This is a genomic window from Rivularia sp. PCC 7116 (assembly GCF_000316665.1).
Lineage (GTDB): Bacteria > Cyanobacteriota > Cyanobacteriia > Cyanobacteriales > Nostocaceae > Rivularia.
In genome coordinates, this window is sequence record NC_019678.1 from 1,104,157 (window position 1) to 1,122,905 (window position 18,749).

16 protein-coding genes are annotated in these 18,749 nt (G+C 37.9%); 7 read left to right on the forward strand and 9 right to left on the reverse strand.

The genetic code is table 11. The features are described 5' to 3' along the window. The first annotated feature begins 140 nt into the window (after window positions 1-140). The 5 genes from RIV7116_RS04235 to RIV7116_RS04255 all read left to right on the forward strand — a co-directional run bounded on the left by RIV7116_RS04235 (window position 141) and on the right by RIV7116_RS04255 (window position 6,296). Window positions 141-983 carry a hypothetical protein gene (locus RIV7116_RS04235; protein ID WP_015117027.1) on the forward strand — a complete coding sequence of 281 codons (843 nt, stop codon included), beginning with the start codon at window positions 141-143 and terminating at the stop codon, window positions 981-983. A gap of 143 nt (window positions 984-1,126) precedes the next feature. After that, window positions 1,127-2,164 carry a DUF389 domain-containing protein gene (locus RIV7116_RS04240; RefSeq protein WP_015117028.1) on the forward strand — a complete coding sequence of 346 codons (1,038 nt, stop codon included), beginning with the start codon at window positions 1,127-1,129 and terminating at the stop codon, window positions 2,162-2,164. Between the two features lie 74 nt (window positions 2,165-2,238). Further along, complete coding sequence (locus RIV7116_RS04245; protein ID WP_044290749.1) at window positions 2,239-2,949, forward strand: 16S rRNA (uracil(1498)-N(3))-methyltransferase; 711 nt, start codon at window positions 2,239-2,241, stop codon at window positions 2,947-2,949. Window positions 2,950-3,069: 120 nt separating this feature from the next. Next, window positions 3,070-4,140, forward strand: coding sequence for a tol-pal system YbgF family protein (locus tag RIV7116_RS04250; protein ID WP_015117030.1), 1,071 nt, complete (start codon window positions 3,070-3,072; stop codon window positions 4,138-4,140). 632 nt (window positions 4,141-4,772) lie between these two features. Beyond that, window positions 4,773-6,296, forward strand: a complete 1,524-nt coding sequence (locus tag RIV7116_RS04255) for an NAD(P)/FAD-dependent oxidoreductase (RefSeq protein WP_015117031.1) — start codon at window positions 4,773-4,775, stop codon at window positions 6,294-6,296. Between the two features lie 786 nt (window positions 6,297-7,082). Here RIV7116_RS04255 and RIV7116_RS37335 read toward each other — a convergent pair. From RIV7116_RS37335 to tnpA, 3 genes are read right to left on the reverse strand one after another with little or no spacing between them, the layout of a single operon-like run. Then, window positions 7,083-7,208, reverse strand: coding sequence for a hypothetical protein (locus RIV7116_RS37335; RefSeq protein ID WP_256380833.1), 126 nt, complete (start codon window positions 7,206-7,208; stop codon window positions 7,083-7,085). A 4-nt stretch (window positions 7,209-7,212) separates the two neighbouring features. Next, window positions 7,213-7,575 (reverse strand): hypothetical protein, encoded by a 363-nt coding sequence (locus RIV7116_RS04260; RefSeq protein WP_052330788.1) that lies wholly within the window; start codon window positions 7,573-7,575, stop codon window positions 7,213-7,215. 4 nt (window positions 7,576-7,579) lie between these two features. Next, complete coding sequence (gene tnpA / locus RIV7116_RS04265) at window positions 7,580-7,999, reverse strand: IS200/IS605 family transposase (RefSeq protein ID WP_015117032.1); 420 nt, start codon at window positions 7,997-7,999, stop codon at window positions 7,580-7,582. An 88-nt stretch (window positions 8,000-8,087) separates the two neighbouring features. Here tnpA and RIV7116_RS04270 point away from each other — a divergent pair, with 88 nt between their 5' ends. Next, complete coding sequence (locus tag RIV7116_RS04270) at window positions 8,088-9,638, forward strand: hypothetical protein (RefSeq protein ID WP_015117033.1); 1,551 nt, start codon at window positions 8,088-8,090, stop codon at window positions 9,636-9,638. Window positions 9,639-9,659: 21 nt separating this feature from the next. On the opposite strand, the gene RIV7116_RS04275 is transcribed toward RIV7116_RS04270, so the two are convergent. The 6 genes from RIV7116_RS04275 to RIV7116_RS04300 form a co-directional block, all read right to left on the reverse strand. Next, window positions 9,660-9,887 (reverse strand): hypothetical protein, encoded by a 228-nt coding sequence (locus tag RIV7116_RS04275; protein ID WP_044290750.1) that lies wholly within the window; start codon window positions 9,885-9,887, stop codon window positions 9,660-9,662. Between the two features lie 289 nt (window positions 9,888-10,176). Further along, window positions 10,177-11,289, reverse strand: a complete 1,113-nt coding sequence (locus RIV7116_RS04280; protein WP_015117034.1) for an IS630 family transposase — start codon at window positions 11,287-11,289, stop codon at window positions 10,177-10,179. Window positions 11,290-11,334: 45 nt separating this feature from the next. Then, window positions 11,335-11,988 carry a DNA adenine methylase gene (locus tag RIV7116_RS04285; RefSeq protein ID WP_083894039.1) on the reverse strand — a complete coding sequence of 218 codons (654 nt, stop codon included), beginning with the start codon at window positions 11,986-11,988 and terminating at the stop codon, window positions 11,335-11,337. 127 nt (window positions 11,989-12,115) lie between these two features. Next, window positions 12,116-12,649, reverse strand: coding sequence for a GNAT family N-acetyltransferase (locus tag RIV7116_RS04290; RefSeq protein ID WP_015117035.1), 534 nt, complete (start codon window positions 12,647-12,649; stop codon window positions 12,116-12,118). Window positions 12,650-12,860: 211 nt separating this feature from the next. Then, on the reverse strand, window positions 12,861-13,697 hold the full coding sequence (locus RIV7116_RS04295; protein WP_015117036.1) for a 2OG-Fe(II) oxygenase: 837 nt from the start codon (window positions 13,695-13,697) through the stop codon (window positions 12,861-12,863). Window positions 13,698-13,875: 178 nt separating this feature from the next. Next, on the reverse strand, window positions 13,876-16,176 hold the full coding sequence (locus tag RIV7116_RS04300) for a peroxidase family protein (RefSeq protein WP_015117037.1): 2,301 nt from the start codon (window positions 16,174-16,176) through the stop codon (window positions 13,876-13,878). A 468-nt stretch (window positions 16,177-16,644) separates the two neighbouring features. Here RIV7116_RS04300 and RIV7116_RS04305 point away from each other — a divergent pair, with 468 nt between their 5' ends. Continuing rightward, window positions 16,645-18,528 (forward strand): ABC transporter ATP-binding protein, encoded by a 1,884-nt coding sequence (locus RIV7116_RS04305; protein ID WP_015117038.1) that lies wholly within the window; start codon window positions 16,645-16,647, stop codon window positions 18,526-18,528. Window positions 18,529-18,749: the final 221 nt, after the last annotated feature.

Consider the following 18,749-nt stretch of genomic DNA (forward strand, 5'->3'; position numbering starts at 1 on the left):
CAGGCAATAATTTTTTCTATGCGCGATCGCAAATATAAGAAATTGACTTAATTTAACTTGTATAAATATGTTGTTAGGTTGCTGCATAATTCCCCTATATCAATCTACCAATAATATAAGGATGCCTTCATATTTAAATTATGACTACCATAAAAACATCAAATAAACTGACAGTAAAATTCCTTCCTTGGTTTATCTGGGCAATGGCTGGATTCTTTACTGTTGTTATCTTACCTATGCTGATGACTACGTTTTTACAGTCGATTCCTAAAAAGCTCACCTGTAAAAGAGAGAAATCAACACAGATAAATTGCCAGTTGCAAAATTCAATATTATCATCGACAGCAGTTGCAGTTGAAGGTTTGCAAGGTGCTAGATTCCAAACCAAAGCTTACAATCACAACAAAAATCAAAACCAAAGTCGAAATCGCATCCCCTATGAGATACAAAAAATATTCTTGCTAACTAAAAAGGGAGAAGTAGTTTTCTTGTCTCATCAAGCTTATAGCCCTGAATATACAACACAGAAGATGTTGTCATGGGAATCCCAAATTAATGCTTTTGTTAGTAATCCCAATCAGCAATATTTAAAACTGCAAACTGCTAATACTGAACCTACATGGTTTGTGATGACTCCATCCCGATGGATTATTATTGGTGCCATTTTTAATGGTATATTGGTAATAACTATTATGGGTGAAGTTAGTATTTGTGAATTTGACCTTAGTAGTGGTTATATGACAAGAAAACGCCGTTGGCTATTTCTATTTACCAAAAAAACTAAACATTCACTACAAGAGATTAAAGACGTACAAGTAGAGTGGGAAAAACACAAAACTAATGTTTATCGCATCACTCTTACTCTTGCTTCTGGAAAACAATTACCCTTGAGTACCTATTACGCTAATTATTTAAAACCTGCGGAAAAGATAAAAACAACAACAGATGAAATCAGAAATTTTCTCTCTTTACCAAGCCACTAAGGATTTTTACTAAAAATACCTATCCAAAGACTGACTTATTTAGCCTTAACTTAAAATTAATTCTCTCTCTAGTTCAGCTTAATATTAATTAACTTTCTTTACAATAAAAGTTACTTTAGTATTACGCCAATGGTGGAATTAACATGCTGCTATTTATTAAAAATTTTAGTCGTTGGGGTAAGCTTAAGTTAACCGAATTGTGGAACAGTAACAGCGGTGATTGGCATTGGTTAGCAGAGAAGCCCATGCCTATAGCTGGGATTAACCGCAAGTTATGGAGAGGTGCTGTACCGTCGTTAACTTTCTATACTTTGCTAGCTTTATCGGGGATTATATCAACTTTTGGACTATTAGCAAATAGTGCAGCCACTATAATTGGTGCGATGATTATTGCTCCTTTAATGGGACCGATAATTGCGATCGCTTACAGTATTGTATCGGGAAACCAGCGTTTATTAAAGCGTTCGGGTTTTACTTTGTTCAAAGGTGTATTGCTGACAGTTGGTATTTCTATAGTTATTACAAAATTAGTCGGTATCAGAACTTTTGGCTCTGAAATTATGGGACGTACCAGCCCTACATTATTAGATTTAGGTGTAGCATTAGCAGCAGGAGCTGCCGGTGGTTTTGCTCTAACCAGACGCAGTATTGCCAATGCTTTACCGGGAGTTGCCATCTCTGTAGCTTTAGTTCCACCTTTGAGTGTTGTAGGAATTGGTTTGGGTATGAATTCAAATTCCGTTGCTGCTGGCTCCGGGCTTTTGTTTCTCGCCAACTTAGCTGGTATTATCTTTAGTGGCTCTTTAATATTTTTAGCTCACAATTACGGTTCTTTTGAAAAAGCTCGCCACGGATTAGTAATATCGGTATTCTCTTTGATTATGCTTGGTTTACCATTGGGTTTATCCTTAGAAAAGTTTTTAGTTAAAGAACATACCCGTCGCAGCATCGAATATCTACTTTTCCGTCAAACCGAAACTTTTTCACGTTCGGATATTAGAAGAATTAAAGTTGAGCAAGATGGAGAGAAGCTTTTAGTATATATGGAAATAACCGCTCCATTAAATTCCTTTTCACAACAACAGGTACAGTTAGTTAAACAAATTTTGGAAGATGATTTAAATAAGCCCCTAACTTTAAACGTAAAGGTAATTCCCACTCAGGAATATATCGCTAATTAAGTAATGAGTAATGAGTAACGAGTAATGAGTAAGAAATATTTGACTTTTTCACTCCCTCACTCCTTCTACCCTTTATAAAAAACGTGCAACGCATCACCATCAACCCCAATCAAATTCAAGATAAGCTAGTAACTTTAACTTCACCACAACAGCATTATCTATATAGAGTATTGCGGTTGCAAAAAGGTGACAAATTTATTGCAATGGATGGCATGGGTAAATGGTGGCTATCTCAACTCAATACTACTGACGCACAAATATTACAGGAAATAACTGTCGATAATGAATTACCAATAGCCGTAAACCTTATAGTAGCCTTACCCAAAGGAAACGGCTTTGATGATATCGTCCGTTGTTGTACTGAATTAGGAGTAACCTGTATTGCACCAGTAATCGGCGATCGCACCTTATTAAAACCCAGTTCCCAAAAACTCCAACGGTGGAAAAGAATCGCTTCTGAAGCCGCAGAGCAATCGGAAAGAACTAAAATACCTGAGATTTTAGAGCCAGTTGATTTTAAACAAAGTTTGTCATCATTTCAGAATCTAGAAAAATACATTTGCGTAGCTCGTGGAGATTCCCCTCATTTACTCCATTACTTGCAAAATCACGACAATAAAGAAGTAGTAATTGCCACAGGTACTGAAGGCGGATGGACTGAAAAAGAAATTGAAATAGCTCTAGGAAATGGTTTCAAAACAGCTTCATTAGGAAATCGCATCCTCCGCGCTGTTACAGCACCTATTTTTGCTATGTCCCTAATTTCTGGGGTAAGTGAAGTATAACGGAATTGGGAATTGGGGAATAGGGCATTGGGCATTGGGCATTGGTAATGGAAAAATTTTAACCTTTAACCTTAGTTAACTCCTAACTCCTAACTTTTTTAATTTAAAATTCAAAATATTATGATTGACAAAGTTGCATCTGCATTTGAAAAAAAAGATTATCGTACAGCAGCTAATTTATTAAAACAATTATTAAAAGAATCTCCAGATAACCTCCAGGTACAGCTTTATGTGGGGAAATTACACGAAGTATCCGGCAAACATGACAAAGCTGAAAAAATTTACCGTCAACTATTGCGCGATAGTACAAATAATAAAATAATTACCCAAGCACGTCAGGGTTTGCAGCGATTAGAAGAAATTGAAAAGCAGCAAAAACAAGACGCGATCGCAAAGGCAACATCCAACCCCGAAAATCAAGAAGCTGCTGTATTAATTTTTGAACCTATTACTAACGAGTTGAAAAAATCAGCAGCACAAAAATTAGCCAGCATTATCGGAATAGATACTTATACTGCTAGATTATCATTACCCAGTCGCGGTTGGCGGTTGTATCGTAGCGGCGCTTTCGGAGAATTACAATATTACGCAGAGCAGTTATTAAATTCCGGTATTCCCTGCTTTTACAGTACCTTAGCTCAAATTAACAAAATCGAAGTTTTTCAAGTTCATTATTTCCAAGATTTTGCGAATCGTGTTACCGCAGTATGTGAAAATCAAGATAAGCAACTTGGTTCCTTAGAATTCAAATGGTCGGAAGTTACCGCACAAGTACAAGGATTGTTACCAATTTTTGAAGAAGTTGTAGATTTAAACTTTAGAGGTAAATTACAGCGCAAAACCCAAACTCAAGATTATTTCCATTTCTGCGATTTACATATACCTGGTAGAAACTGTATTTTAAGGATTTACGACAACGGTTATAACTTTAACAAGGGAGTCGCAATCTCTCCTCAAAACAGCCAAAACACAATTAGAATTAACTGGAATAATTTACTCAACTATCTCAAAACTAAATTACCACAAGTCAAAATTTGGTCGGATTTTACCCCCTTCGCCGAAACATGCATCGATCAAACCGACGTTTTCAACAAAATTCAATCCCATATTTACATAATTCGCAGAGAAAAAACTAATTGGGATACAGCTTTTCAACTATACAGTGGTTTGATTTTTACCAAAGGTGAGTAGTGCGTAATATCAAATCCGTTGGCATCTGAATTATATATTGTTTACCGGAATTGATATAAGCTATAAACTCTGCTTTATATTAAATAATCTAAATTTCGATAAAACCGTACAACCGAAATCCATCTGGTTTAATTCCGACTCCTATATAACCTGTGAAATACAGCTTTAATTTTATTCTTCCCCACCCTTATATATAGAAGCCGTCAAAAACAACTTTCAATTGTGAATTGAATTAAATAATCTAGATTTCGATAAACCCGTACAATCGAAATCCACCTGGTTTAATTCCGACTCCTATATAACCTGTGAAATACAGCTTTAATTTGATTCTCCCACCCTTATATATAAAGTCGTCAAAAACAACTTTCAATTGCGAGTTAAATTAAATAATCTAGATTTCGATATTCCCGTACAATCGAAAAACAGATATTCAAATTCTACCTTGAATATTAGATGTAGAATACAGCTTTAATTTGATTCTCTCCACCCTTATATATATAAACCCGTCAAAAACAACTTTCAATTGTGAATTGAATTAAATAATCTAGATTTCGATAAACCCGTACAACCGAAAAATAGATATTCAAATTAAAATTTAGAACTAACAACTAACAACCAACAACTAACAACTAATGGAAGTAATAATAATCGGAAGCGGGATTGGGGGTTTAAGCTGTGCGGGATTGTTGGCGAGATACGGTTGCAAAGTAACAGTTTGTGAAAGTCATTCAATTCCTGGAGGTGCGGCACATTCTTTTAGTTATAAAGGTTATAAATTTGATTCTGGGCCATCATTATATTCAGGTTTATCCTATAGCCCTTCAAATAATCCTTTACGACAGGTATTAGATGCAATTGGGGAAGATTGCGAATGGGCTAATTACGATACTTGGGGTTGTTTTCTTCCCGAGGGAGATTTTAACACTTCCGTAGGTGCGGAACAATTTTGTGAAGTACTTTTACGATTGCGGGGGGAAAAAGCAGTTAAGGAATGGCGGGAGTTGCAGCGAGTTATGGCTCCTTATGCCGATGCTGCGATCGCGATACCTTCGGCGGCTATACGTTATGATTTTGGTGCTTTGCAAACAACGGGTAAATTTGCACCAAGTTTACTAAAACATTTTTTCAACGTTTCTAAATTAACTGGGGCTTTTAGTTCGATTATGGATGAAGTGGTTACGGATAATTTTATTCGTAACTGGTTGAATATGTTGTGTTTTCTGCTTTCAGGATTACCAGCAGATGGTACTTCTGCTGCGGAAGTTGCGTTTATGTTCGCTGATTGGTATCGTCCTAATGTTAAATTGGATTATCCGGTGGGTGGTGCAGCGGCTTTGGTGGATGCTTTGGTAAGGGGATTTGAGAAACATGATGGCAAATTACTGTTAAAAAGTCATGTTGAAGAAATTATTGTTGAAAATAAACGTGCTGTTGGGGTTAAGTTGAGGGGTGGTGAGGAATTAAGAGCGGATATAGTGATTTCCAATGCTTCTGTATGGGATACTTTGAAGTTAGTTCCTGCTGATTCGGTACCGCAACAGTTTTTTGATAAACGCAAAGCAACACCTGAATGTGAAAGTTTTATGCATCTGCATTTAGGAATTGACGCTTCTAATATTCGTTCAGATTTGCATTGTCACTATATTTTCGTTAAGGATTGGGAGTTAGGAATTACTGCTCCTCAGAATTTAGTATTGATATCAATTCCTTCAGTTTTGGATTCTTCTTTAGCACCACCGGGGAAACATGCGATTCACGTTTACACTCCTGGAAACGAGCCTTACGATTTATGGCAGGGAATGGATAGGAATAGCGAAGAGTATTTACAGCAGAAACAAAAACGCGCTGAAGTTATGTGGGAAGCTTTAGAGAAAGTAATTCCAGATATTCGCTCTCGTTGCGAAGTCACTTTAATTGGTACACCTTTAACTCACGAACGTTATTTAAGAAGGAATCGCGGTTCTTACGGCCCAGCAATTCGTGCGGGTTCGGGCTTATTTCCCGGTGCGAATACTCCCTTGAAAGGTTTAATGTGTTGCGGTGATTCGACTTTCCCCGGAATTGGTTTACCGGCAGTTGCAGCTTCTGGAATGATTGCTGCTAATACGATTGCTCCGGTAGAGAAGCATTTGCAAATGTTGTCAGAAGTGATTTGAGTAGAGGGGGAAGAGTGGGGAGAAATCATTAATCAACTATCGTTTCTAAACCTAGATTTATTGATTATATTTTTATACTTAATTAAAGTATTTTCAGTGTAATTATAGATAAAACATCGATGTTTTACTTTTATGTAAAGTTATAATTAATACTTTAATCTTTCCGCTGCTTGTTAACAACTAACCGTTTATGTCGGAATTATTTATAATTTTTTCTGCGGTTTTTTAATCATTCCGATGCAACCGGAATTAATATCCCTCACTTCCCTTATCCCCTTCCTCCCAGAAATACAAAGAACATTTTTAACTCATATAAAATATGTATTGTCAATATCCGTATATTTCAAGGCTAATTTAAGTATTTTGAATCACAATAAAATTATTATTGCTTCATATAAACATTGAGGCGATCGCCTTGATTTACTCTACTTTTTATTTTTTGTAGTATGTCAATAAAGCAAATATCAAGTTAGTTAGTACATTTAATTAAGAAATGTAATTAAAAAAATGTCAAAAATTAAAAATTAGTTTTACTGCTTCCCTCAGGATACAAACCCCATATTACATCAAAATGGCTTGTAATCTCGTGGGCTAATTGAGAAATTTGTCATTAACAAAGAGATTGTAAACAAGAGTAAAGAGATGATTGCGGAATATGAATACAAGATTTAAATCACTGATTAGTTAATAAATGACTGCTGCTTATGAATGATTGAAAAATATCGTTCTATTAATATAGATTTGAGATCAAATCTTAGGAGAATTTTGAGCTATTAGTTGCTAACTTTAAAGTCCTAATTCTCGCTTAATTATTTCCTTGATTAATTGAGGAATTGGTTTTTCAAGACTGGTTGCTCTTTGTTTGAGGATTTCGTAGACATTTACATCTTCTCCTTTCCATTGAAGATCCACCCTTCTAACCTGCCGCATTGCAATATGCTCGTAATTTTCTGGATATGCCCTTTTCTGGCTCAAAATCTGGTTCGCCATCTACCTCGAAAGGAACGCGATGGTCGATTTGTAATTCGCGCTCGCTGAGGACTTCTAGACAAATAAAACACTTGCTCCCATGAGTAAGAATTAATTCGTTTTTTATCTGCTTTGATAAACCTGTTCTACCAGATGCTCTGGAAAATCTAGCTTTATTGACATCTCCAAATCTATAGGCAGCTATTTTTCTTCCATCGCTTCCTGTTACACCGAAAAAGTAGCGGGAGAATGGTAGCCCCGTATTTTTAAATCGGGGCGGAAATTCGACACGGGCGAATTTATTCGCCATTAGTTTAGTAATGATGTGGGTCGTTAATATAGTCTTGAATGACGGCACTACTTACCTTGCCGGTAGTGTCATAAAAGTACGCATGAGTCCACAAAGCGGGGATTTTTAACAAGTGCGGAAACTCCTTGCGTAAAATTCTGCTCGACCTGCCTTTTAATGCCTTTACGATTTGGTTAATTGCTGTACTTGGGTCGTGTTCTACCAACATATGTACGTGGTCTGGTGCAATCTCTAGCGCCTTAATGAACCACCCCTTCTCAGCAGTAACTTCAGTCAGAATCTGGTAGAGTCGCTGCTTAACCTCTCCCACTAATACCGGCTTTCGCCGCTTCGGTATCCAGACCAAATGAACCGTTGCACTCCCAACTGAGTGATTATTATGACGGTACTCCCTACTGGCTAATTGCTTAGTTACAGGTTTCATAAAGAATTGTATATAGCCACTACCTGTTGACAAAAATAGTATAGCAAGATACTATTTTTATAGGTTGAGAGAAAAAGCGTTACTAGGTATGACGAAAGCAAAAACGTCCTCGTTCATCACAGAAGTTCCCTTGGTAGTTGACAGCTTCTTAGAACGTAAGCTTGAAGCGCGTTTTCAAGCAGCACGTCAACTCTACAATGCTTGTCTTAACGAAGCATTAAGAAGACTTGAGCGAGTAAGGAAGTCTACGCCATACCTAAGAGCAAGAGAACTCAGTAAAACTAAGAAAAAGGAGCGACGGGAGCTATTTAAGCAGGCAAGAGATGGCGCTCAATTTAGTGAGTATAGTCTCCATCGCTTTGCAACTGTTACCGCCAAACAAAGTAAGTGGATAGCCAAGAACGTTGATTCCAACACGCAACAAAGACTTGCTACTAGAGCATTTCAAGCTGCTCATAAGATACTCTTGGGTCTAAGTAGTAAGGTGCGATTTAAAGTCCCCTCTCGCTTTCGCTCAGTTGAAGGAAAGTCAAACAAACAAGGACTTTGCTGGAAGGAAGAACAAGTACAATGGTGTGGACTTACTTTAGAGCCAATCATTGATTGGAGCAATCGAGTTGTAACTCATGGACTCCGCTCCAAGATAAAATACTGCCGTCTTCTCTGGCGCAACTTAAACGGTAAAAAGCGCTGGTTTGTACAGCTTGTAAACGAAGGTTTACCATATCAAAAGCCACAAAACTACGTAACTAAAGGCGTAGTAGGACTTGACGTTAACATTTCCAATGTAGCCTTTGTGGCTGACGAACAAGCAGGACTCCTACCTTTTGCTGATAAGGTTCCTACCTATGAGCGCGAGATTAAAGTCTTACAGCGTAAAATGCAGCGCTCAATGAGGAGCAACAATCCTGATAATTTTGAGCCTGACTTTGATAAGAAAGTTGGAAACCGAGTCGTCACAAAGAAGGGTAAGGTTCTAAAAGGTAGAAGACCGTGGAAAAGGACAAAGAATTATCGCACACTTGCTCTCCACAAAGCAGAGCTTGAACGACGCAAGGCAAGTTATGCTAAGTGCCAGAACCGTAGGCTTGTAAATGAAATCTTACGGCATGGCAACGAAATCAAAACTGAAAAAGTTAGTATCAAGGGATGGCAGAAGCGTTATGGAAAAGCGATAGCTGCTAAGTCTCCTGGCTTTTTTCAATCAGAAATCAAACGCAAAGCCGAAAATGCTGGCGGTTGTTTTCTCCAGTTTTCTACTCAGACAACAGCACTCTCACAAACCCACCTTGATGGCACTCGCATAAAAAAATCTCTCTCAGAGCGAGTTCATCGAGATGTTACCGGGGTTACAATGCATCGTGACTTGTTCTCCGCATTTCTGAGTAGATACGTGTATGGCGATCAGCTTTCATTGCAAGATGCTCTACGCGAGTATCCAAGGGCGGAGCCGCTCTTAGTGGACGCATGGAAGCGAAGTCTGGTGGGGGAAGTTTCCCCCACCGAGCTTCGGCAATATCAACAAACTGCAAGGCAAGTAGGCGCGTCCGAACGCAAGAACTACCATAGTTCCTCTGAGCAGTTGTCCACCCAAGTGCTAACCTCTAACCAGATAACCACAAAAGCGGTGAAAAGTTAGATGGCTATGCCTGAATCCGCGTCAATTTATTGCGCGGAGTGGCTCAAGAAAAGTTTCTAAAGGAATACCACGTTCTCGAACATCTCTAGCGGCTCTTGGAGGGTGATTATAGCCATAGGTTTCTTTTAAATCTTCAGTGGTTATATAACCGTGTTGGAGAATATGCTCAATGACTGCTTTAGGTCTTTTTGCTGTTACTGACTTACAAAGTCGAATAAATTCATCGGGTAATTCTTGAGAACTATCCATACTTTTACCAAAGAGTTAATTGTTTGGGTGCTTTGTTAGAGCAGCTTGACAACTTGAGGAGTCTTTCATTTAATAAGTTTGGCGACAGGTATAAAGACTCAATAGTTGTTTCCTTCCTACCTAAAAGCGTCGATTGTGATGAACGTCCAACCTGGATTTCAATATGTTGAAGTTCGAGGCTTTTAGGTAGTAATTTACCGAAGGTTTTATTGCCAAGTTTACCATCGTAACTAAGTGCAAATGCTATTCCTCTTTGATTTAGTTTTTCAAGAGCTAAGCTGCTACGCAGCTAAATTGAATAAACAGCGTTACCTTTATTTTTAATCTTGCGGTCCCACTTAATAATAAGACCTCCTTGATTTAACAATTTATTTAATAATTCTTCAAGCTGTTCTACTGATTCAAATAATCTATGAGCTATATATTCTTTCGCTGAGTGCCAAACTAATTCAATTAAATTATAATCTGGACTATATGGTGGTAAGAATTCCAAAATTATATTTGGCATTTCTTTTTCAATTTTCTCTAAAATATCTTTTCTTTTATGAAAGCTGGCATTATCTAAAATAATCACTATTTTAGCTGCATAATCATTAAAATATTCAATTTTATTTCCTTTTTCTACCCATTCTTGTAAAATAAAACTATACAAAAGAGTAAGTTGTTCATAGAATACATCCGCGTCTCCTTTTTTGATGACGAAATTCATTCTTTTTTTATCGTGATAACGTAATCCTCCCATGATATTTACTCTTCCTCTTCTTCTTTGACCGGTTACTTTTTTTCTATGACCTTTTTTACCCCATGTTTTTCTTCTTATAACCCTCAAACTGAATCCGCTTTCATCCCAAAACCATACCTGCAAACGTTCTGGGGTTTCTTTTGTTATTTTTAAATATTCGGATAATTTCTCTTTAAATATCTTACGCTTCTCAGGATTTTGTTTATCCTCCAAGCTATATTTTGCCCACAGGTAAACGAACTTTTTTCTTGATAATATTCTCCTGACTTGAGAGCCACTTAACTTAATTCCTGTTAACTTTTCAAGATAAGTTGCTAATCGAGCAGATGTCCATCGACCAAATTCATATCCATACTCTGACGGTTCTTTATCAACTATTTCTAATAATAAGTCTTCATATTCTTTAGTTGCTTTACGGAAATTACCCTCTCTTCTTCCATCTAACAAACTATCTAAGTTGTCTGGGTCGCCATGAACTGCCCAGTATGCAACTGTTCCATATGCAATATTTAAAAAATCACTAATCTCTTGATATGTTTTTCCATCATTCATCAATAATAAAATTAGAATTTTTTCTCTTACATAAGGGTTCTCATACTCTTTGAGGGCTTTTAGCAGTCGTTCTCTCTGCTCCTTAGAAAGATGATTTTTGGCTGGCATATCTAAATGGCGATCGCACCCGTTACTGATTTTTGTATTATACAATCAAGCTGCGTAGCAGCTTAGAACCAAATTGTCAAATTCAATTCCACAAAAATATCTTCGATCTCTAGTTCCGCATACACCTTGATAAGGTGGGTCTATGTAAACAAAATCATCATTCCTAACTTCAGCTAATACTTGTTGGTAATCCAAATGTGTAAATTGACATTTTCCTTTCAAAAAATGAGAAACCCCCTCTATGTTTTTTCTCATAGTTATAGGTTGTGTTCCTTTCCGTCTTTTATCAGGACTTTGATTAAATAGACCTTCCGAATTATAGCGGACAGCACCTTTTACACATCGTGCTAATAAGTATAAAAATAAGCTTGGATCTTTTGTTTGATTAAATCTTGTTCTAACTTCAAAATAGTGACCTACCGAATCATGATGTTGCTCGTTCCATATATTTAAATAAATATCCGCGATATAGCTTGGGTTTTCTATAATTAACTCAAGCAATTGTATAAGCGGCTTATTCAGATCGTTCAACCAAAAATTATTGCTAATTTGATTCGCAGCAGCAGCTATGCTAATTGCACCAGTTCCAGCAAAAGGCTCTACCAACCTATTTATTTTACTAGGGAAAAAACTTAGAATCCTTGATGCAAGGTTTCTCTTACTACCTTGGTATTGAACGGGATGAGGTAGATTGGTCATTATCGAGAAAGAACAGATAATTTCATCGCATTTTACCATGAGATTATCTTGAAATAAAAATGTAGAGACGTGGTTTATTCCGTCTCCATCAATTACCGATTCCCAATGCCCAATTCCCAATTCCCAATCAAAAATAATCTGGCTGCCAATTTTCGCGGAGAATGGAATAGTAAACTACGTCAGTTTTGTAGAAATGGGCATCTTTTTCGTAAACTAAGCCAGCTTTCTCCATAACTCGGCGAGAAGCAATATGTTTTGGAGATGCGATCGCGACAATTTTATAGAGTTTGGCAGACTCGAAACCGTAGTTGATAGCAGCTTTTGCGGCTTCAGTAGCAATACCTTGATTCCAGTAATTTTGGTCGAAACGGTAAATAACTTCGATATCGGGAGTATTAGGTAGACAATTAAGTCCGCAATGACCGATTAATTTTCTACTAGTTTTTTCGATAACAGCCCATACACCGAAGCCGTATTTTTCCCAATGTTCGATGAAATATTCTAAAATTTCCCGAGTAACTTGTTTTTCCTTTCCTTTGGGAATGACTCCTCTAGGAGAATACTTCATAACTTCGGGATTGCTCAAAATTACAGATAATTTATCCACATCATCCAAAGTATAAGGTCTGAGTCGCAGTCTTGCAGTTTCGATTTCTGCCATAATTTACTCAAATTATCCTTCTATCCAGTTACAAGTTTCACGTAAATTAAATCTTGTCCGGTTTTTTGGGAAGAGGGTTTTGGGGGAGAGGGGGAGGGAGGGAGAGAGGGAGGGAGTGAGGGAGGGAGTGAGGGGGAAGAATAAATTCCCAATTACCAATGCCCAATGCCCAATGCTCCATGCCCAATGCCCCATCCCCAATTCCTAATTATTAACTCCAATAAGTTAAAGGTTCTTCTTGATTGCGATATCCGATAAACATGGACATAGAAACTCTAGGACCACCATGAGAAGCTCTGACTGCATGAACTCTTGCAGAATCAAATAAAATTAATTCTCCGATTTGGGGTTTAATAACTGCTGTTGCTGATGGTAAAATGCTGCGGTCGATGATTCCTTCGTATTTATATTCTTTGTCGTGAATTTCTGGTTGTTTGGTTGCTGCTGGTTTGACGTTCCAAATTTCTAATTCTCCGCCAAATTTGGGGGTGCGTAAGTAGATATTGCTGCTGAGTTGAGTTACTAAGTTGGAGAAGGGATAGGTAGGATAAATAGGAGCGTCTAATACATCCCTTGCCAAAATGTCTTGATGGGGTGGAAGTTCAAAGTTATCTTCAAATACTCTACCAATTCCGGCTAACATAGTGCGATTGTGAACGTTTTCTATGCAGGCACCAGCTAACCACATATCTCCTAATTCTAATCTTAATTTGTCGATGGGGGAAAGAAAAGGAGAGCAGGTGTAGCGGATATTTTTGTTGCAAGCTGGAGCTTGTTGGTAATAACGTTCGAGCATTTCTATATTGCCATTGGTTTCAAAGAAGGTAATTCCAGTTCTTTGTACTCCTACATCTGGCGCTCGATGATATCTTTCTAAACTGTCTTGCTCGATTAATTCTTCACTAATTTTTTGAGCTTGTTCGTGGTGGTAGTAGTTGGGAATTCGTAAGGCAAGTAGTTTACCGTGCAATAAATCCAGTAAATCGGTAATTATCAGATTTTGAGAAATTTTTACCAAGGTGTTTTGTTGCTGTTGAATTAATTGCATACAATTGTTCCTTTGTAATTTCAATGTTTTTGATTGGCGTGAGTTCGATAACTTTTCTCTAACCCCTCTCCGAGTCGGAAAGGGGAAGAAAATGAAGGTTTTACAATTTGTCGAATTCACGTGCTTATTGCTGAAGAGGTAAATAACTTCTCACTGATAACTATTAATTGTTAACTGTTTACAGCTTCACTTTCACCATCATGGTGTTGTCGGAATTGGAATTTGAATCAATCAAATCGTCAAAAGCAAGTTTGAAGACGTTGGTATCTTCGCTACCGAGTTCGATGATGCTGGCATTATCTTTGTTTGCAGTACCGAAGGATAGTAGTGCTTGGGCATTACCGTTTTCAAAGTCTTCTATGTTTCCATCTGCAATTAAATAGGGAGCGAGGAGACTATTATCTGGTAAATCAACGTGGAATTTTTGCTTGCTCTTGTTATCTGCAATTTGAAAATCCACCACGCTATTGTTAATTGCAGCTTTCTGATAATCCTCTCCATCTTCTGGAGTCAGGGTTGCACCGGTTACTTCGTCTACAATTGTGCCGTCTTTATCTTCAACTCGATAGAAACCAACGGTGTTATTAGACAAAGATTTTTGCTTAACTACGATTGTGGCTTTACCATCATCACCTTGTAAATCTAATAATCCATCGTTGAAAAGATTCTCCGTATCTAGGGGATTTGCTTCGGAAACTTCTAAAAAAACATTTTCTTGCAGCTCGCTAATTTCAGTATTCAACTTGATGATGTCGGCATAACTCGTCTCCTGAATTTCCTTTATCTCCTTCTTAGTAAAATAACCACCCTGCTTAAAAGTTCTTTCAAACCAAAATCTATCGGCATCTCTCAACCTTTCAAACTGCTCTCCCACAACAGCTTGAATTGTTTCCCCGGCTCCGGAAGGTGCTACAGAATTTTCTGCAAACATTCCTACAAGTAAATCAACATCTTCTACAGTGCCATATAAATCTTCCAAAGTATCGGCTAACTGTTTATCTGAAGTTAACTCATCAAAGCTTTTTACCCTTTCCAAACCAAAATCGGCTCTGACTTGATTGTAATCAGCTAAACCTCTTTCCCTTCCCCTCTGAATATTTGCCGAATACAAATCAAATCCCACACCTGCCGGGGGAAATAAAGCATTTCGTAAGTCGAAGACTACATTAGTATCGACATCCTCATCCAAAGTTACCGTACTACCCTTTAAAATCTCATCAACATCTTTACCCTCGGTAACATTCGGGGCTCCAAACGTGGTTAACAACGGTAAAGTTGTTGCATTCCCCTCGCTATCAACCGTCTCTATTTTATTACCCGTTTGAGAATGTCCGAAACGAAAGCCAGCGGCGTTAAATTCATCGGAGATTTGGGGAGTTTCACCTGCATCGTACCCCTGATACTTACTTACTTCCCCTATCTGCTGCGGCAACCACTCATACATCACCACCTGTTGATATTGAGCAATATTAATTTGCCGCGCTCTTTCAAATATCTGTTTATCGTCCCATTTTGGATGAAATTGAGATAAATCTTGAGCAACTCTATTGTGATTCCTCAACCACAAAGTATGTTGAGCAACTAAAGCATCTTGCTCGCTAACTCTTTCATCTCCAGCTAAAAAACCTACCCCCTGAAAAAATCCTCCTCTCATTACTAGCTCTGTATCTGCTGGCATCAAATCATCGCTAGTAGACTCAGTCTCCTCAGAAAAAACTTTTAGTTTACCTTCCTCAAAACTCCTCAAAGAATTAGCTAATCCCTCATCCGAGCCATAAACAACAGATAAATCCAGCCAGTGAGTTAAATCGTTAGGTACCTCTGCTGGCACAGATTCAACTCCCGTGCCCTCAGCAAAAGCATTTCTGGGAAACTCAAACTCCAATCCTCCATCTTGCTGCCGATTAATTGTCGGAGTTGGGGGAATATCCCGAGTAAAATTCGCGTCATCTTCAGGAATATCAATATTGAAACTATCCTCACTCAACCTAGCCAAATTTAAATCATGATTAATTAACTGCCCAAAAGCCCAATTAATCCCAGTCAAACCTTTAGAGCTAGGATCGGTTTCACCCTTTTCTAACTTAGAGGTTGCATTACTAATTACCCTAGCACTAGGGCGATCCAAAGGGTTTAGTAAAACGAAAGGTGCATCCGGATTATTACTTAAACCATCCTGATTGCTAACCACCTCCAAACCAGATTTCTGCAAACGTGTTTTTTCTACCTGACTAAAAATCGGAATCGGTTGACGGCTAACAGTATTACCATCAACACCGATTAAAGCATTTCCGGAAGCATCGCTTGCAACCCCCGCAGGGCTGGCAACTCCATACTCATACTCCACAGATGCAAGACGAATAAAAGGCGTGCCCGTAGCTCCTAACTCAGGATTATGTAAATTATTTTCCGAACCATCAATCTTGCGAAACGAACCTAACTTTTTACCTCTATAGGGATTTCTGGCGATGATTGACATTTGGCTCACCTTTGTAGCTTTATATACAAATTGTAAAAAATATATTTGTCAAAAGGTGTATCTACAAATACTTGAAAATCAAATTATCATGGATATGGCTACTATTAAAATCCCTTATTGTTCCCGTAATTAATGAAGTTTTACAAAAGAGTTATATCTATGAAACCCAAATATCGCAACAGTTTCCACAAATATAATAGTTGCGCTCAGAGCGATCGCCTTCAATGCCGTGATATCATCTCAAACCCTTGCGATAGCTTTATTTGAATGGGAATCGTATATGATGCTCTTAATAAGTCGTGGAACATTGTAGTCAAGTTTAAACTTGTGAGATATTTATTTTAAAAAAATTCCAATTAAACAGCAGTAATCTTGGGGGAATTGCAGATATAGCCAAGCATGGTGAGTGCAAGCATCGATAAAAAAATCATCTTACATTTGATGAAAAATTAATATAATGCAGTTATTATGAGCATCTCCAAACCTCTAAAAAAATCTTATAAGCAGAATCGCTCTCGTAAAAACGACTGGCGATTATTTTTGCGTTTAGTTCCATACGCCACTAATTACAAACAGCTTTTGGCGACATCAATGTTACTGTTAGTACCGGTAGCGGTAGCCAATGCCGTACAGCCGTTAATTGTGGGACAGGTAATTGCCTTAGTTCGGAAAGAACCTAGTACTTACGATTTTCTCAGCACTAATCCCGAACAAGGATTGTTAATCCTGCAAATACTTTTATTGACTACTGTGGTGATTAAGCTCGTATTAACAGGTTTTCAGGGATATCTAGTGCAAAAAGTAGGGCAAAACATTACTGCCGATATTCGTAAAGACTTATTTCATCATGTAACTTCTTTAGCAGTACGTTTTTTTGATAAAACCCCCGTAGGAAAATTAATCACGCGATTGACATCCGATGTTGAAGTTTTAGGAGATGTATTTGCAACAGGGGCAGTAGGCATATTTTCCGATATATTTTCTACCTTAGTAATTATCGGCTTTATGTTTTACACCCAATGGCAGCTAGCATTACTGCTGCTATTTTTACTTTTCCCCGTATCAGCCTTAATTACCTACTTCCAGCAGCAGTTTCGTAAAGCCAATTATAAAGTCAGAGAAGAGCTTTCCGCCCTCAACTCTCAGCTACAGGAAAATATTACAGGTATCAACGTAGTACAGCTATTTCGTAGAGAAAGATTTAACGCTCAATTATTTGAGAAAACCAATCACCGTTACGTAAAAGAAGTAGATACAACCATATTCCACGATTCCGCAGTTTCAGCCACATTAGAATGGATTGCCTTAGTAGCGATCGCCGGTGTATTGTTGGTTGCAGGTTGGTTAATCTTAGGAGATAATCTGACCGTTGGCATACTATCAAGCTTCATCCTTTACGCTCAACGATTGTTCGATCCCTTACGACAATTCGCAGAAAAATTTACCATCATTCAAGCAGGTTTTACAGCCATCGAGCGAGTTACCGATATATTAGATGAACCCATAGAAATTAGGGATAAAGCAAATCCCAGATATTCGCTGACAAATAGCTTTGAATTTGGCTATATAGATGAAATCGTCGATAATTTAGAAAATATCGATGATAAAATTGACCCAACCAAATTGGGAGAAATCCGTTTTGAAGAAGTTTGGTTTGCTTATAAAGATGATGATTATGTAATCAAGAATTTAGATTTTACCATCAATCCCGGAGAAAAAATTGCTTTAGTAGGTCCCACGGGAGCGGGAAAAAGTACCGTAATTCGTTTATTATGTCGTCTTTACGAACCCAGCAAAGGACGGATTTTAGTCGATGGCATAGATATCAAAGAAATACCCCAAGCCGAATTAAGAAGATATTTAGCAGTCATCTTACAAGAAGGATTCTTGTTTGCCGGTGATGTTAAAAGCAACATTACATTAGGTGATAATTACACCTTTGAAGAAATTCGTGAAGCAGCCCAATCCACCAACGTCGAGGAATTCATCGAACAATTACCCCAAGGTTATAACTCAGCACTTCGTGAAAGAGGAACTAATATTTCCAGCGGAGAAAAACAGCTTTTAGCCTTTGCACGCGCCGCAATTCGCAACCCACAAATACTAGTATTAGACGAAGCAACAGCTAATTTAGACGTAGCAACAGAAGCCAAAATTCAAAAATCATTAAATCAGCTTTTACAACAGCGTACAGCAATTATTATTGCTCACCGTTTATCCACTATTCGCAACGTTAACAGAATTTTTGTACTCAAACGTGGTGAATTAATCGAACAAGGTAGTCACGAACAACTATTAGAGCAAGGTGGTTTATACGCGACATTACACAACTTACAAATGCTCAATCGGTAATTAATAATTGGGGATTGGGAATTGGGAATTGGGCATGGGGCATTGGTAATTGGGAATTTATTCTACCCCCCTCTTCCCCCTCACTCCCTCACTCCCTCACTCCCTCACTCCCTCACTCCCTCACTCCCTCACTCCCTCCCCCTCTCACCAACATAGGTAATCTTCTGCAAAAGCAAAACGGCTGTTATCTGGATATTTCATGCCATCGTAAGTAATGACAC

Coding starts and splice junctions, on each gene's coding strand:
- RIV7116_RS04235 (WP_015117027.1), top strand. CDS start 141: ATGACTACCATAAAAACATCAAATAAACTGACAGTAAAATTCCTTCCT.
- RIV7116_RS04240 (WP_015117028.1), top strand. CDS start 1,127: ATGCTGCTATTTATTAAAAATTTTAGTCGTTGGGGTAAGCTTAAGTTA.
- RIV7116_RS04250 (WP_015117030.1), top strand. CDS start 3,070: ATGATTGACAAAGTTGCATCTGCATTTGAAAAAAAAGATTATCGTACA.
- RIV7116_RS04255 (WP_015117031.1), top strand. CDS start 4,773: ATGGAAGTAATAATAATCGGAAGCGGGATTGGGGGTTTAAGCTGTGCG.
- RIV7116_RS04260 (WP_052330788.1), bottom strand. CDS start 7,575: ATGGCGAATAAATTCGCCCGTGTCGAATTTCCGCCCCGATTTAAAAAT.
- tnpA (WP_015117032.1), bottom strand. CDS start 7,999: ATGAAACCTGTAACTAAGCAATTAGCCAGTAGGGAGTACCGTCATAAT.
- RIV7116_RS04270 (WP_015117033.1), top strand. CDS start 8,088: ATGACGAAAGCAAAAACGTCCTCGTTCATCACAGAAGTTCCCTTGGTA.
- RIV7116_RS04275 (WP_044290750.1), bottom strand. CDS start 9,887: ATGGATAGTTCTCAAGAATTACCCGATGAATTTATTCGACTTTGTAAG.
- RIV7116_RS04280 (WP_015117034.1), bottom strand. CDS start 11,289: ATGCCAGCCAAAAATCATCTTTCTAAGGAGCAGAGAGAACGACTGCTA.
- RIV7116_RS04285 (WP_083894039.1), bottom strand. CDS start 11,988: ATGACCAATCTACCTCATCCCGTTCAATACCAAGGTAGTAAGAGAAAC.
- RIV7116_RS04290 (WP_015117035.1), bottom strand. CDS start 12,649: ATGGCAGAAATCGAAACTGCAAGACTGCGACTCAGACCTTATACTTTG.
- RIV7116_RS04295 (WP_015117036.1), bottom strand. CDS start 13,697: ATGCAATTAATTCAACAGCAACAAAACACCTTGGTAAAAATTTCTCAA.
- RIV7116_RS04300 (WP_015117037.1), bottom strand. CDS start 16,176: ATGTCAATCATCGCCAGAAATCCCTATAGAGGTAAAAAGTTAGGTTCG.
- RIV7116_RS04305 (WP_015117038.1), top strand. CDS start 16,645: ATGAGCATCTCCAAACCTCTAAAAAAATCTTATAAGCAGAATCGCTCT.